Annotated in this window: 14 protein-coding genes and 1 pseudogene; 9 read left to right on the top strand and 6 right to left on the bottom strand. The window is 38.3% G+C overall.

Annotated elements, in window-relative coordinates; translation table 11 throughout:
* Positions 1–122 precede the first annotated feature (122 nt).
* Positions 123–1,379, top strand: coding sequence for a YeeE/YedE family protein (locus tag ACZ5OK_RS05905; RefSeq protein ID WP_343840099.1), 1,257 nt, complete (start codon positions 123–125; stop codon positions 1,377–1,379).
* Between the two features lie 215 nt (positions 1,380–1,594).
* A complete protein-coding gene (locus ACZ5OK_RS05900) occupies positions 1,595–2,818 on the top strand; it encodes a dicarboxylate/amino acid:cation symporter (protein ID WP_343840098.1) in 1,224 nt (407 codons plus the stop codon).
* Positions 2,819–2,966: 148 nt separating this feature from the next.
* On the opposite strand, the gene ACZ5OK_RS05895 is transcribed toward ACZ5OK_RS05900, so the two are convergent.
* Together ACZ5OK_RS05895 and ACZ5OK_RS05890 are read right to left on the bottom strand one after the other, a co-directional pair.
* Positions 2,967–3,467: a hypothetical protein gene (locus ACZ5OK_RS05895; RefSeq protein ID WP_343840096.1), complete on the bottom strand. Its 501-nt coding sequence runs from the start codon at positions 3,465–3,467 to the stop codon at positions 2,967–2,969.
* A gap of 189 nt (positions 3,468–3,656) precedes the next feature.
* A pseudogene (locus ACZ5OK_RS05890) lies at positions 3,657–3,749 on the bottom strand (VOC family protein); the annotation flags it as partial.
* 154 nt (positions 3,750–3,903) lie between these two features.
* Between ACZ5OK_RS05890 and ACZ5OK_RS05885 the strand changes: the two are divergent.
* The 5 genes from ACZ5OK_RS05885 to ACZ5OK_RS05865 all read left to right on the top strand — a co-directional run bounded on the left by ACZ5OK_RS05885 (position 3,904) and on the right by ACZ5OK_RS05865 (position 8,156).
* Entirely contained in the window at positions 3,904–4,491 is a 588-nt protein-coding gene (locus tag ACZ5OK_RS05885) for a TetR/AcrR family transcriptional regulator (RefSeq protein WP_343840095.1), read from the top strand.
* A gap of 5 nt (positions 4,492–4,496) precedes the next feature.
* On the top strand, positions 4,497–4,847 hold the full coding sequence (locus ACZ5OK_RS05880; RefSeq protein ID WP_343840094.1) for a DMT family transporter: 351 nt from the start codon (positions 4,497–4,499) through the stop codon (positions 4,845–4,847).
* On the top strand, positions 4,848–5,159 hold the full coding sequence (locus ACZ5OK_RS05875; protein WP_343840092.1) for a DMT family transporter: 312 nt from the start codon (positions 4,848–4,850) through the stop codon (positions 5,157–5,159). It abuts the gene before it with no gap.
* Positions 5,160–5,407: 248 nt separating this feature from the next.
* Complete coding sequence (gene glcD, locus ACZ5OK_RS05870) at positions 5,408–6,838, top strand: glycolate oxidase subunit GlcD (RefSeq protein WP_343840090.1); 1,431 nt, start codon at positions 5,408–5,410, stop codon at positions 6,836–6,838.
* Positions 6,816–8,156 carry a (Fe-S)-binding protein gene (locus tag ACZ5OK_RS05865; protein ID WP_425542205.1) on the top strand — a complete coding sequence of 447 codons (1,341 nt, stop codon included), beginning with the start codon at positions 6,816–6,818 and terminating at the stop codon, positions 8,154–8,156. The genes glcD and ACZ5OK_RS05865 overlap by 23 nt, the downstream gene beginning before the upstream one ends.
* A gap of 5 nt (positions 8,157–8,161) precedes the next feature.
* Here ACZ5OK_RS05865 and ACZ5OK_RS05860 read toward each other — a convergent pair whose 3' ends face one another.
* From ACZ5OK_RS05860 to ACZ5OK_RS05845, 4 genes are all read right to left on the bottom strand, one after another.
* A complete protein-coding gene (locus tag ACZ5OK_RS05860) occupies positions 8,162–9,283 on the bottom strand; it encodes a CdaR family transcriptional regulator (RefSeq protein WP_343840088.1) in 1,122 nt (373 codons plus the stop codon).
* Positions 9,284–9,584: 301 nt separating this feature from the next.
* On the bottom strand, positions 9,585–10,157 hold the full coding sequence (locus ACZ5OK_RS05855) for a DJ-1/PfpI family protein (RefSeq protein ID WP_343840086.1): 573 nt from the start codon (positions 10,155–10,157) through the stop codon (positions 9,585–9,587).
* A gap of 55 nt (positions 10,158–10,212) precedes the next feature.
* Positions 10,213–10,911: an iron-sulfur cluster assembly protein gene (locus ACZ5OK_RS05850; RefSeq protein WP_343840084.1), complete on the bottom strand. Its 699-nt coding sequence runs from the start codon at positions 10,909–10,911 to the stop codon at positions 10,213–10,215.
* Between the two features lie 29 nt (positions 10,912–10,940).
* Positions 10,941–11,975 carry an amidohydrolase family protein gene (locus tag ACZ5OK_RS05845; protein ID WP_343840082.1) on the bottom strand — a complete coding sequence of 345 codons (1,035 nt, stop codon included), beginning with the start codon at positions 11,973–11,975 and terminating at the stop codon, positions 10,941–10,943.
* Positions 11,976–12,410: 435 nt separating this feature from the next.
* Here ACZ5OK_RS05845 and ACZ5OK_RS05840 point away from each other — a divergent pair, with 435 nt between their 5' ends.
* Positions 12,411–12,812: a (deoxy)nucleoside triphosphate pyrophosphohydrolase gene (locus tag ACZ5OK_RS05840; protein ID WP_343840080.1), complete on the top strand. Its 402-nt coding sequence runs from the start codon at positions 12,411–12,413 to the stop codon at positions 12,810–12,812.
* Positions 12,813–12,931: 119 nt separating this feature from the next.
* Entirely contained in the window at positions 12,932–15,820 is a 2,889-nt protein-coding gene (locus tag ACZ5OK_RS05835; RefSeq protein WP_343840078.1) for a DEAD/DEAH box helicase, read from the top strand.
* Positions 15,821–15,907 lie beyond the last annotated feature (87 nt).

Below are 15,907 nucleotides of genomic sequence, written 5' to 3'. Positions count from 1 at the left end.
TTCCCGGCCTGCTCCTCTGTCCTTAAAATTTTTCCTTTGACATGTTGCTGACATGTGAGTATTATAAATAAAGTAAATCAGAATTAAACCAACCAAACTCATAAGAAAAGGGTGTTTTTTAAATGGCAACTGCAAATATTCAAACACAACAAGACAAGGTTGAACCCGTGCAAAAGCACCAGTCAACGTTAAATAAGCCTCAAACCCCATTAATCATTGGAGGACTGCTGGTTGGAGCTGTGTTACTAATCTATCTCATGATGACACAAAATGGAGCACAGCCACTACTGCTGGTCATTGGACTGCTGCTTGGCTATACCCTCTTTCATGCACGATTTGGTTTTACTTCCGCCTTCCGCAGGCTGATGTCTGTTGGAAATGGGCAGGCTTTACGTGCACATATGGTTATGCTGGGGGTTGCCGTTACGCTATTTGCTCCTATCCTGGCCTTTGGATTTTCATTCTTTGGTGATGAGGTTTCAGGCTACGTTTCCCCCGTTGGCGTCAGTCTTATCGTCGGTGCATTCCTATTTGGTATTGGAATGCAGCTTGGGGGCGGATGTGCGTCTGGTACACTTTATGCCGTCGGTGGCGGGCGTTCTGTTATGTTTATTACGCTATTATTCTTTATTGTTGGATCAACTCTAGGAGCCTATCATCTGCCATTCTGGACAGAAGAAATGCCGGCATTTGAACCTGTATCATTAGCTACGACAACAGGACTTGGATATGGTGGCGCCTGGATTGTTTCGATCGCTTTATTCGGACTAATCTCATGGATTACTTTAAGAGTGGAAAAGAAGAAACGTCCGCCCAAAATGCCTCCATTACCTAGTGAAAAAGGGTGGAAGCGAATATTCCGAGGTTCCTGGCCCCTGTTTACAGCTGCAATTGTGTTAGCCGTGCTTAATGCCTTAACACTTATGACACGCGGTGCACCATGGGGTGTAACGTCAGCGTTCGCTTTATGGGGATCTAAAGCAGCCCAGTTCTTTGGAATTGACGTAGCCAGCTGGGGATACTGGCAGGGTGCAAATGCCGCTGCTCTTGAATCTTCTATTTTTGCAGATTCTACTACTGTATTAAATCTTGGTGTCATCCTGGGTGCCTTTCTTGCATCCGCAGCAGGCGGTCTGTTTAAGTTTTCAAAACTACGCCCAGGAAATGTAGTGGCCTCTATCATTGGAGGAATTCTGTTAGGCTACGGTGCACGTCTGGCCTTTGGATGTAATATCGGAGCTTACTTCGGTGGAATTGCATCCTTCAGTCTTCACGGATATATCTGGGGTGTTTTAGCCCTGGGAGGAACCTTTGTTGCTCTGTATCTTAGACCTTTATTCGGTTTATCCGTGCCAAAACCTAAAGATACATTTTGTTAAGTCTGGAAAGCACCATGTGAAACCCTCGCATGGTGTTTTTTCCATGAAACAAACATCGTGCATGTTTAGAAGCTCTTGATGTAAGGTAAATAAATGGTTATGGACAAAAAAGCAAAAGTTTTGACATTCTTCTTTTTTTACCTTATATTTTCATAGAAATCTATAATTCCTAGTAAACTTATAGGAATAAATAATTTTAGAAAGGAGATTGAAAGATGAAAGCAATATGGCGGGGATATATCGAAGCATCCCTTATTTTAAAGATTACAGTTGCACTTATACTTGGTATTATTGTCGGTTTCATCTTTGGACCGGATGCGGCCGTGCTGTCCCCATTCGGAGACCTGTTACTTCGCTTGCTTAAGTTTTTAATTATTCCACTTATTTTATTTACCCTTATAGTCGGGGTCAATCAGACTAAAATCGGGGATTTAGGCAGAATGGGCGGAAAGGTTTTTCTTTATTATGTGATTACATCTGCCTTCGCGATTGCTATTGGCTTAGCAGTGGCCAGCCTATTCAATCCTGGAACAGGCATGACTCTTCCAACTGAGGAATTTGAAACACCGGAAAATCCCGGGTTTATCAGCGTACTTTTAAACATTGTACCTGAAAATATCGTGACAGCATTTAGTGAGATGAACTTGCTTGGAATCATCTTCACAGCACTTGCCTTTGGTATTGCGATTTCCTACTTACGCTCAACCAAAGATTACAGTGAGCTGGGAGAGCAGGTATATAAGGTTGTAAATGGATTGAACGAAGCTACCTTAACAATTATGAAGGCGATTCTGCAGTATGTACCGATTGGAATTTTCGCGATCATTGCAAATACAGTCGGCAGTCAGGGACTGAATACGCTGGAGGAATTGGGAAGCATGGTCCTTGTCTTGTATCTTGCTTTATTAGGTATGCTTGTCATTTATATCATCTTCATGAAGCTGTTTAACGTTCGAATAGGTGAATTTTTCAAACAGGCACGTACACCGATGATCACTGCTTTTGTTACTCAAAGCAGTTCAGGTACCCTTCCTCTTACACTGAATGCAGCCAGAAACTTAGGGCTATCCAAAAGTTTATACGGGTTCAGCCTGCCTTTTGGAGCCACGGTTAACATGGATGGGGCTGCCATCCGAATCGCTATTTCTGCAGTATTTGCTGCCAACGTTATGGGTGAAACCTTAAGCTTCCCGGACATGCTACAAATTGTCGTGTTAGGAACACTCGTATCCATCGGTACAGCAGGTGTACCAGGAGCAGGTATTGTTATGATTGCTACAGTATTTGCGCAATTAGGCCTATCCATGGAAGCCGTTGCCCTGTTAACAGCCATTGACGCCCTGGTAGGCATGGGCTGTACAGCACTCAACGTTACCGGCGACCTTGTTGGAACATCGATTATTAATAAAACCGAGAAACAGGATGATCAGGCTGTTTAGGTGCCTGTCACGCCCCGAAAAATCTTGTTTCACAAAATGTTTCACGGGCCGCCGCATCAAAAAAACCGCTATCGATTTAGATAGCGGTTTTTTGATGAATACATATATCATAGCGAAGCAGTTTACTTGTGTCATTCGAACTGAAGCATTACGCATTTGCTGTTTTATTTACGGATTGACTTGCATGTAATTTTTTCATGACAAATCTTGCTGCTGGCTGAGCAATTAAGGCTTCCACCCAAAATGCAATGAAAAAGTTACGTGGCCAGGAATAAAAGAATGTTTGGATCGGCTCTAAACTAATTTCTCCCAATCCGATCCAGGATCCAATAACTGTAAGTAAAATGGACAAGATGGTTACACTAAATAAGATATTAAATAATACCCTCGCATTAAATCCCTCTTTAGGTCCCACAAACTTTGGTAACAGTTCATTCACTATTGGATTTGCCACAAGAGTTACCAGCAAAATAACACTTATCCATACAAACGGAAGAACCTGCAAAGTCTCAAAGTAAACCTCTTTGTGAAAACCAAATTCAAATCCCATAATAATAGGCGCGATAATATTCACTGAGATTATTGAAATAATGGCTAAAAACAGTGCAAATTCCTTTCCGTTTTGAGGTAATCTCGTTTCCTCATGCATATGCTTCATCTCCCAAATAATAATATTTCAGATGGCAGACGTATCATGAGACATATATTTTTGATCAACAAACTATTGACCAATATCTCTACACACTCGGATGGGTGCCTGTCACCACCCGAATAATCTTGTTTCACAAAATGTTTCACAGCGCCAATGTGGAATTGCTGCCGGGCTGCCTTACATTCGTCAAGCGTTCATCTGTGCAATCTGAATTAAATTTCCGCATGTATCATCGAAAACAGCTATGGTGACATTCCCTGCTTCCGTAGGTTCCATCGTCCCGCAATCATTCAATCTTTGGACTCTCGGAATCTATAAAAATTCTTCTTCATCAAAACCAAATTCTCCCCTGTAAACCTCTAAAACAAGCACATTGACTTTATAAATATCCTGTGAGAAAATAAAGCGACCGAACGGTAGGTAGGTGAAATAAGTGAGTTCAGAAAAAATTCGTAATGTTGCCCTTTCCCATTTTGCCAGGCATGGGTATGAGGGTGCTTCCTTAAGCGAAATTGCCAAGGAAACAGGAATTAAAAAATCAACTATTTACTCCCATTATAAGGGTAAGGACGACTTGTTCCTTACTGTTGTAAGGTATGTTTTTCGTCTGGAAAGAAGAAATATCCTCTCCTATTTTCAATCATCCGGGCAAAAGTCGATCAAAGAAAAATTACTGGGATTTTTTGATTATATTGAGGATAGATTCTATCAATCTGATACAGCAAAACTATTATTAAGAATGTGCTTTTTCCCACCCTGGCACTTTAGAGGGGAAGTCTCAAAAATCGTGAATGCCTTTATTGCCCGAATGCAGCGGCTTTTGGTCAAACTCATGAAACATCACCATAAAAATGGTGAGCTTACCGGCGTAGACAGTTACCAGGCTGCTCTCGCTTATATAACGCTGGTAGATGGAGTCGTCATCGAGCTTCTGTTTACCGGAAAAAACGAATTTTTTGAACGAGTTAATGTCTCCTTTCCGATTTATTGGCGAGGGTTAGCATCATCTGATAAGGAGTGACGCACATGAACAGATACTGGATTTACGTCCTATTAGCCTCCTGTTTCGAAGTATTCTGGGTGGCCGGACTTAAACATTCAGGAAATACAGTCGAATGGACGTTTACCATCATTGCCATTATAACAACGTTTGTCCTTTTACCACTTTCCGCAAAACGCCTCCCTGTAGGAACGCTTTACGCTGTATTTGCGGGTCTTGGAACAGCCGGAACAGTGCTGGTGGAAATTATTGTATACGGGGAACCTTTTAATCTATTAAAGATCCTATTAATCAGTACTCTTCTCATTGGAGTGATTGGGTTAAAACAAATCTCAAATGAACCAAATGAATCTTCAGAAACAAAGGAGACAGCATAAATGGCATGGTTAGCAATTATTATAGCAGGAATTTGTGAAGTCATAGGCGTACTTAATTTAAAGCGATTAGCCATGAAAAAGTGGGATGCATTAGTGATTCTTATCGTTACCTTTGGCCTTAGTCTGACACTCCTGGGGTTTGCCATGCGAACCTTATCAATGGCTACCGTTTACGGCGTCTGGACAGGAATCGGAACTGTGGGGTCAACTGTAATGGGAATGCTCATCTATGGGGAGCCCCGGGAATGGAAGCGAATATTGTTTATTACCATGATTTTGTCTTCGGCGGTTGGGCTGAAGTTGATTTCGTAAGGTACCTGTCACTCCCCGAGAAATCTTGTTTCACGGAATGTTTCACACGCAAACTCGCTATTATTTAACTTTTTCTTCTGAGTTAAAGAATAGCGGGTTTTTTTATCCAAGCTATACGAATCTTATTTCTTAGGTAAAAGTACAAAAAAACTTCTCCCCTGTATCTCCATTTCTGTACAATCACACATTAATATCCCTGCCCCTATTTAATACAATAAAAGTACTATGATAAACAAAGGAGTCATTTCATGTTACCTGATAAAGTCAAACAGGAATTATTGAGAATTGTAGGAGAACACAATTATCAGGACTCCTACACCCATAAACTTGTATACTCCTATGACGCAACCCCGCAGTTTCAGTCCATGCCGGATGCTGTTGTAGCTCCAAACAATACAGATGAGATTTCACAAATCGTAAAGATATGTAATCATTATAAAATTCCGCTTGTGCCCCGGGGATCAGGGACCAACCTCAGCGCGGGTACAACGCCATTGGAAGGCGGTATTGTCCTGCTGCTGAAAAACATGAACAAAATTCTTGAGATTGATGAGGAGAATTTAACCATTACGACACAACCAGGCGTAATTACACAGGAAATTATCAACCAAGTGGAAGAAAGAGGGCTTTTTTATCCACCAGACCCAGGCTCACTAAAAGTCTCGCAAATCGGCGGAAATATCAATGAAAACTCCGGAGGCCTGCGGGGTTTAAAATATGGGGTTACCAGGGATTATGTTCTTGGGTTAGAGGCTGTCCTTCCAAATGGAGATATTATTCGTACAGGAGGCAAATTAGCAAAGGACGTTGCCGGATATGACTTAACACGCCTGTTAGTTGGATCAGAAGGTACACTCGGCATTATTACCGAAGCAACATTAAAGCTCTTGCCTCTTCCACAAACAAAAAAGACAGCCCTTGCTTTATTTGAAGATATCCAAATGGCTGCTGAAGCCGTCTCTGCAATTATTGCCCATAAAATCATTCCTGCCACACTCGAATTTTTAGATCAGCCTACCATTAAAGTGGTTGAGGATTTTTCGAAGGTTGGTTTACCGACGCACGCAAAAGCTGTATTGCTCATTGAACAAGATGGAGACCCCCATAAAGTTGAGAAAGACATTCACGACATATCCTCCATTTGTAAGGAAAATCAAGCATTTGACGTTACCATTGCTCAAACAAACGAAGAGGCTGAGGCACTCACTACAGCCAGACGTGCAGCTCTTTCTGCTCTTTCCCGTTTAAAACCTACCACTATCCTTGAAGATGCTACTGTACCTCGATCTGAAATCGCGAATATGGTCAAAGCTATTAACACTATCGCAAAAAAGTATAACCTGAACATTTGTACGTTTGGCCATGCCGGAGATGGAAATTTACATCCTACTTGCCTCACAGATGTCCGAAACGAAGCAGAAATTGAACGCGTGGAAAAAGCCTTTGAGGAAATTTTTATGAAAGCTATTGAATTAGGTGGAACCATTACAGGAGAACACGGAGTTGGAGCTATGAAATCTCCATACCTTCATTTGAAATTAGGAGACACAGGCTTAAATGCGATGAAACAGCTAAAATTTGCCCTGGACCCTAATCAGATCATGAACCCTGGTAAGATGTTTATCAATCATAATCAAAAAAGAGTGGTGATCAATCGTGAATACGCAGGAGAAAGCTAGAATTCAGGAAGAGTTCCAGCAGAGAATGGACTATGACGAACTTCTAAACTGCATGAAGTGCGGGTTTTGCCTGCCGAGCTGTCCCACCTATATTGAGACCGGAGAGGATGAAGCCCATTCTCCAAGGGGACGCATCGCATTAATGAAAGGAGTCGTGGATGGCGACATTGAACCAGATGAAGAAGTAAAAAAATCTCTTGATATGTGCCTTGGCTGTCGGGCCTGTGAACCTGTATGTCCATCAGGAGTTCAATACGGTCAATTACTGGAAGAAGCAAGGGATATTATTTATCAAAACCAAAAAACACCGCTCCTCAAAAGAATGATAAGAAAAATCGCTTTTAAAGGCCTGTTTCCCAAGCCAAAGCGTTTAAGAAGATTAGCGGGGCTACTACGATTCTATCAAAAGTTCAAAATCCAAAAGCTCGTACATAAATTTAAATTAACAAAAATTCTCCCATCTGCATTCAGGCTTATGGAAAAATCCCTTCCTATGGTACCAAAGATGAAAACGGCTAAGGATCGATATGAAGTTCTCATGCCTCTATCCAGCAATAAGAAAAGAGTGGCTTTTTTTACAGGGTGTTTAATGGACTCTCTCTTTTTATCTACCAATCAATCAACCATCAAACTTTTACAATACGCCGGGTGTGAAGTTGTTATTCCTAATAATCAGATTTGCTGCGGTGCGCTCCATGGTCATAGCGGAGAAAAACAGCAGGCAAAAGAAATGGCTAAGAAAAACATTGAAGCCTTTGAGCATCTTAATGTTGATTATATCATTACCAATGCCGGTGGGTGTGGAGCTTTTTTAAACGACTATCATCACCTTTTAAAGAATGAAGAGGACTGGAAGGATCGAGCAGCATCCTTTGATCGTAAAATAAAAGATATTTCCAGTCTGTTGATTGAATTGGGTTTTCATAAGCAGCCATTGGAACTCCCCCAGCAAGTCGTCACTTATCAGGATTCCTGTCATTTAAAAAATGGGCAGCACACATTCATGGAACCAAGACAATTGCTTCAGAGTATTCAAGGTGCCGATTATGTAGAAATGAAAGATGCCAGTCGATGCTGTGGATCTGCCGGAATCTATAATCTGGTGCAAACCGAAATGTCTATGCAAATATTAGACTATAAAATGAAGCGGACACAGGAAACCCAAGCAAATGTCATTGTTACGGCAAACCCGGGATGCCTTTTGCAAATGAAAATGGGCATTGAAAAGGAAAGAATGGCTCACCAAATGAGAGCGGTCCATATTGTTGATTATTTACTTGAAGCTTATGAATATCGCAACAAGGAACATGCTGGGTAAACATTCTATACTTTTCCAATAATATGAAGTGCCACATAAAACAATGTGGCCCCTTTTGTGTTTTTCGGGTCGAGCCCTGTAAGTTCGGTGATTTGCTTAAGTCGGTAATGTAGGGTATTGGTGTGTATGTGTAATTTTTTTGAGGTTTCTTTTATCGATTGATTTTGAAGTAAATAAGCTACAAGGGTATCCTGTAATTCATCATTATTTAATACATTTTGGAGTGTCCTGGATACGAATTCCTCTTGTGCCTGCTCACAGGCTTCGGAAAGAATAATATCCAATTGTAAATCTTCATAAAATAAAATTTCCCCACTTTTTCCGGCAGCCTGTAAAGCCTTCTCTGCCTCTGTATATACTTGATTGATGTATAATTTAGCGACGGACTTGCTGACTCCAAATGAAAGCACACATTTATAATGGTTTAGAAAATAACGCCGCCATCGATCAAAATGATACGTTAAAAATTCCTTTTTCACTTCAGGAGTTTTATTTTTCACTAATAAAAATCTTCCTTTTCCCCAGCGGATAAGAAAATCTTCCCCACCTTTCGGAAACTGACTTTGAAACCAATTCAAGACATTTGATTCCATATGAAGTTCCGGAATCTCATTTTCTGTATGTACCTGAATCAAAATACACATATAAGGATTTCCAATTGATATTCCCAACATCTGCCCTCTATGGATGAAATCTTCATCAACTTCCCTGGCAAAAATCCATTCATAAAAATAGGCTTCCAGACCTCTTTTCTCCCACTCTTTTTGTTCCAAATGATAGGATTCCTGAATGATTAATTCTGTCATTTTCCTCAGCAAATCAGCATAAGGTTCAACTTCCTCTGGATTACCAGTAATTCCGATAACCCCAATAACCTTATGATCAAACTTCACAGGTAAATTAATGCCTGGCTTTGTGCCTTTTAATTCCTTTACTCGTTCAGGTGTGATATACAATTTCTCGCCAGTCTTGACTACGTTTCTTGCTCCTTCATGAAAGCTACCAATTCGACTTTCATCGGTCGAGGCCACAATCGTACCATTTTTATTTACCACAATCAGATTTTCGTTCAGGATGACACGAACTTCATAGATGATTTTATTGGCAAGTTCAGGGAGAAGCTGCATAGATTCACCTCCGTTTAAGTCTGTATCTTATCTATTTGAACAAAAAAACGGAAAATCCTGCCTGCATGAATACGGATAAAAACTTCAAATGATTGTAATCCGTCATCAGGTTCGGATTTATTTGAAGTGAAAATAAAAAATAGCCCCTCGGTGTTCTGCTGCCTTGAGGGGCTACTTTATGAATCTTCAATGAAGATTCTTTATGGAAGATGTATCTTGTGAAAATCACTAGAATAGATTGCCGACCTTCTGTGAGACATTTTGTGAAACAAGATTTTTCGGGTGGTGACAGGCACCTCTCCTATGCTTTCACACCTTCTGTAACGCCTAAAATCTTAAAGAATTCGCGCATGAATAAAGGAAGCTCAGGCCATGCATGACCAGATACAATGTTTTTATCTACATGTATGAGTTCATTGATATAGGTTGCTCCTGCAGCTTCCACTTCTGGTTGACATGCTGAATAAGCTGTTAATTCACGTCCCTTTACATGCTCTCTTATCGGGGTCAAAACGAGTTGTCCATGACAGATGACACCGACTGGCTTATCTTCAGACAGGAAATGTGCAGCAATCTCCTGAACCTTCTTATCCATCCGAATGTATTCCGGCGCGCGACCGCCTGGTATGATTAATCCATCGTAATCAGCTGGGTTTACATCCTCCACTGCTGCATGAGAATCAATTTTATACGCCCATTTTTCTGTAAATGTGTCCATTTCCGGCAGAAAATCATGAACCACTGTTTGAAGCTTTTTCTTAACTGGTGAAGCAATCGTACAGTCAATTCCTTCCTCTACACAGCGGTAATAAGGGTAAAAAACCTCTAAAGCTTCTACAGCATCTCCCGTAATAATCAATACATTTTTACTCATTCTATCACCTTTCCTTAAATTTATTATTAATGCATGAAGCACTAATCAGCACATCTTAATTTGTCTTCTCTAAATGGTAACGAGCTTCCAAAAGACCTCTGCAGTAATGTCCGTTAAACTCCATACTTAACCTGGTGGTCTTTATTCCTAATAAGTAATCTGATAAATCATCTATGGTAATGGCATTCCCCTCGGGATCCGTTATTGCATTTATACAAGTCCCGGGATGATTTAATTCCTTCTTTTTCTGTAAGTATTTGTCACGTAAATGGATTCCTTCCTCAGAAAGTGTGATATCTTCCAACTCCTGCAGCGTCAATCGAACAAGTTCTTCTTTAGAAAATCCCTTGTTCAACAGATGACGAACGAATCGATCCTGTCTTGAATAAAAAGCCTTTATTCGAAAGGTTTTTCTCAATTCATCCAGATCTCCAGTAGTCTGGCCCTCAAAAGATTGGCTAAATTGCTTCCCCTGTGCGACTCCATGATTAATTTCATCAGATGCACAGTGATCATCCAGTGTCACCCGCGCCTCTTTAACCCAATCAATTTCTGAAACATACTCCTTAATATCCTCAGCCATAATATAGGCAAAGTTTGGGGAGCACCAATAAGTCGGAAGCCGAAATTTTACCTCAACATCAGATCCTTCAATGGTTATATCATCAATAAAATCTAAATCTGTTAAAGGCTGATCAAGCTCGGGATCGTAGACTTTATCCAGCTTTTCCATTACGTCCTGCTTTTTTGACATACCAACATCCTCTCAACTGGAAAATCGAATTAAACACTTGATAGATTCATTTCTTGAGCAAGCCTGTCATTATTAATCTTTCCTTTTTGTGCCTCAATATCAATGTCGTACAAACGTGCAGCATTGCCCGCCAAAATTTTCTTCTTCACATCTAAATTTAATTCAGCACCTGTTTCTTGTTTAATATCCTCTGGAAGCTCAAACTCCATAAACTTCTCAATTAACCAGCCAGGTTCCCAGATTGCATAGTCACTACCAAAAATGATCCGGTCTTCATCTAACCAGAAGAGTAATTCACCCATAATCTCTGCAAAATATCTCGGACGTGCATAAATAAACGGCATAGCCACGGATAAACCGCCATATACGTTTTTTTCCTGGGTTGCAATCCAGCAGAAGTCTTCTAATCGAGGTAAACCTAAATGTTCAACAATGAAGTTCAATTCTGGAAATGAGGTTGCTGCGTCATCAACATCTGCTACATCAAACGCATCACGATTAAGTGGAGTAATCGTAGGTCCTTTATGAATGTGGATATTTTTAATTCCTAATTCCTGGCACTTTTCTAAGTAACGGTAGGTTGAGTCATCGGAAAGTTTATATCCCTTGGAATCACCATACCAATCAGCAGTATACAGCTTTACACCCTTGAGACTGTAGCGTTCATTCGACTTCTCTAACTCTTCTAAGCCACGTTTCCCATGACGCGGATCAAAGGTATCATTACAAATAAGTCGATTCGGATAAGTCTGAGTCAGCTTTTGACTATTTTCTATGTCCCCAAACCCGTTTTTATAGAATTCCTTCAGCAAAACAGGCTGGAAAATTGCCATATCCGCGTACCCTTTATGAAATACATCCTTAATCAAACGATCTTCACTGTACTTTAAAAAATCTTCTTTATCCCACCAAAATTCCTGAGGACTCAGACTCGTCTGATAATCATAAAAACAGTCAATAAATTGCTGTCCATGTACATTCAACTGATTTTCCTTACTTGCATCCCACAAAGCAATATGGGCATCAATAATAAAGATCTCTTCTCCATCCATGGTTCTGTACATACATTCACTCCCCTTTTAAAACTTTTCACAACTTCGTAAGCGGTTACAAAAGTTAATGATAAAAAGATTACCCTCCTTCAAACTGAAAAATTAAATGTCCTGAACGTTTTATAGAAGATATCCTGTTCGAATGATTTTTTCGTTAAGCATTATTATAGCGAAACCAACTTCAGGATTATATGTACAGGAATCTAATATTAAAGTTTTATATTTTATGTTTTTTTGTGGGAAGGTACAAAACACATTTGTGGCTCATTTACGTATTTAGGAAAAGTTGTAATTATCATGACGAATACAGAGTTATATGTAAATCAAATAAAAAATTATTGATATATCGTTATTTTTTATGAAAGCACTCTTCTCCTCCTCCCTATAAACCTTATCCTTTCAAATATGTTAGAGTATAGTTATCGAACATTTAATAGGAGGCCAAGTATGAAAAAAGATATATACGTAGTTGGAGCGGTTTTAGTTAAAAATGGGAAAATTCTTTGTGCACAAAGAGGACCTGAAAAATCATTACCTCTAAAATGGGAATTTCCAGGAGGTAAAATTGAAGAAGGAGAAACAACTCAAGAAGCGCTGAAACGAGAAATACAGGAAGAAATGCGTTGCGAAATAGAGATAGGTGAACAAATAGATCAAACCGTTTATGAATATGATTTTGGCATTGTTCATTTAACCACCTTTTATTGTAAACTTTTGGATAAGGAGCCAACATTAACTGAACATAAGGAGATTAAATGGCTGATACCCGAAAAATTACCTGAGTTAGATTGGGCACCTGCTGACATTCCAGCTATAGAAAAATTATCAAATAAAACACCATTACGATAGATTAACTTTAAAAATAGCTATTCACCAGCAAAAAGTGAGTAGCTTATTATTTTGATTTGAAACAAAAATGGTAAAATATTAAAATATAGCCAAAATAAACTATTAGATAGGGTGTTTATATGTCAGGATTTCTGGAAAATTTAGAAGCCTCTTTACATAAAGGATTTATAAACTATAAACACAACAAGTATGACCGATACAAGCCAGAATTGTTAGTCAATGATTCGAAGCAGAAACAACAGGTCCTCCCTTCCCTCTTAGAAGAATTAGATCGATGTAAATCCTTTCTTTTTTCTGTTGCATTTATTACCGATAGTGGGTTAGCTACTCTTAAGTCCCATTTATATGATCTAAAAAGGAAAGGTGTAAATGGTCGAATTTTAACCTCGACATTCTTATATTTTAATCAACCTAAAGTTTTTAAAGAACTACTAAAAATAACAAATGTGGAAGTTAGGTTAACTACTACTAAAGGCTTTCATTCTAAAGGATATATTTTTGATAATCATACGTATTACTCCTTAATAGTTGGAAGCTCTAACTTAACTGCACATGCCCTAAAGCAAAATTATGAATGGAACGTAAAATTGACATCTCATGAGAATGGTGAGATCATACATCACTTTAAAAATCAATTTGAAGAAATTTGGGAAGACGCAGAACCATTAACAGAGCATTGGATTTTACAATACGAAAAAAGATATAATCAAAATTCAGATCAAAGACTTGTAGAAAATGTAATAGAGTTTCCTTCTGAATATGAACAAAATGCACTAAAAGACTCCATTAAGATCACACCAAATAAAATGCAAGAAATGGCATTAAAACAAATTCAGGCTCTACGAGAGTCTAAAGAGAATAAAGGATTAGTTATCTCAGCAACTGGTACTGGAAAGACTTATCTTTCTGCATTTGATGTCAGAAGATATAGACCAAACAGGATGCTATTCATTGTTCATCGGGAACAAATATTAGAAAAAGCAAAATCTGATTTCCAAAGAGTAATGGGAGGTCCTGACAAAGACTTTGGAATTCTATCCGGTTCTAATAAACAAACAAATGCAAAGTATTTATTTGCAACAATACAGAGTATTTCAAAAGACGATAACTTAAGAAGGTTTCAAAAAGACGAATTTGATTACATTTTAATTGATGAGGTTCATAAAGCAGGAGCACAGTCTTATCTAAAAGTCATTGATTACTTTTCTCCTGAGTTTCTGCTTGGGATGACGGCTACTCCTGAACGTACAGATGATTTTAATATTTACGAGTTGTTCAACTATAATATTGCTTATGAAATTCGTTTACAAGAAGCTCTCGAGGAAGATATGCTTTGTCCTTTTCATTACTTTGGGGTAACTGATTTTGAATTAAATGGTGAACTTCTAGATGATACAGCCTCTTTAGCAAAACTTGTAACAGAGGAGCGAGTTAATCATATTATTGATAAAATCGAGTATTATGGACATTCGGGCGAAGAGGTTAAAGGTTTAATATTTTGTAGTCGAAAAGATGAGGCTAAAGAACTCTCTAAATCATTGAATCAAAAGGGTTACAACACCGTTGCATTAACTGGAGATCATTCGCAAGAAGAAAGAATGAATCAAGTAAATCGATTAGAAAATGGAGTATTAGATTATATTTTAACTGTTGATATTTTTAACGAGGGAATTGATATACCAAGTATAAACCAAGTCGTTATGTTAAGACAGACCCAATCCAGCATTGTTTTTGTCCAGCAATTAGGAAGAGGTCTGCGTAAGCATGAGTCAAAAGACTTTGTAACTATCATTGATTTCATCGGTAATTACAAAAATAACTATTTAATTCCTATTGCACTGTCTGGCGACCAATCACAAAACAAAGATAATATTCGAAGACGTTTGAATGATACAAGTTATATAAAAGGAGTTTCCACGGTTAACTTTGAGGAAATTGCTCAAAAACAAATTTTCAAATCTATCAAAAATAGCACACTTAATTCTATAAAAATTTTACAAGATTCATATAGCGAATTAAAAAATAAAATTGGACGAGTACCTTATTTATATGACTTTATTACCAACCATTCAATTGATCCTTTAGTACTTATCGAAAAATTCGAAAACTACTATAAGTTTTTGATAAAAATGCGAGAAGAGCTTCCTTCTTTCACACAGTACGAAAACCAAGTACTAACTATGCTCTCACAAGAAGTCTTAAATGGGAAAAGAAAGCATGAAATCATATTATTAGACTTGCTTTTTAAGCAGGACACGATTTCTAAAAAAGAATATATCAATCAATTAGAGCGTGAAAATTGTTATGTTAATGAAGCAACACTGCAATCAGTAAAAAGAATCTTTAATTTGTCATTTTTCACTTCTGTTGATCAAAATAAATATGGCAACCAACCTGTTATTATTTTAGACGATAATAACAACTTTTATTTCAATCCATACGTTCGTAAGAGTCTAAATGAGAATAATTATTTTAAGATATTTGTCGCAGATATTATAGAAAGTGCTAAATTGAAGAACAGAACCTACATTAGTGAACAGCCACTTACTCTATATCAAAAGTATTCAAGAAAAGATGTCTGTAGATTACTAAATTGGGAGAATGATGAAAAGGGAACGATGTATGGTTATAAAACAAAATATCAAACCACCCCTATATTTATCACCTATCACAAAGATGAAGATGTTGATTCTAGCGTTGATTATGGTGATGAATTTGTTAATCAGGATATACTCAGGTGGTTCACAAGAAGTAATCGCACATTAAAATCAAAGGAAGTACAAGAGATTATTCAAGCAAAAGAGAATAACATTGATGTTCACATTTTTGTTAAGAAGGATGATGACGAGGGGAAAGACTTCTATTATTTAGGTAAAGCAGATATAGATCAGGATACAATAAAACAAACAAAAATGGAGGATAGCTATAAACCTGTTGTGTGCATGAATATGGTTATGGAGAAGAGTATTGATTATAAGCTGTATCAATATTTAACAAGTAGTGAGTGATGTTTATTAGATATAGCGTTCTCTTAAAATTTGAATTGAATGTAAAAGGAGGGGAGTGCTAACAATTAGCACTCCTTCCATTACTTA

It is taken from the genome of Salinibacillus aidingensis (assembly GCF_055393355.1).
This window is presented reverse-complemented; position numbering and strand designations above follow the sequence as displayed.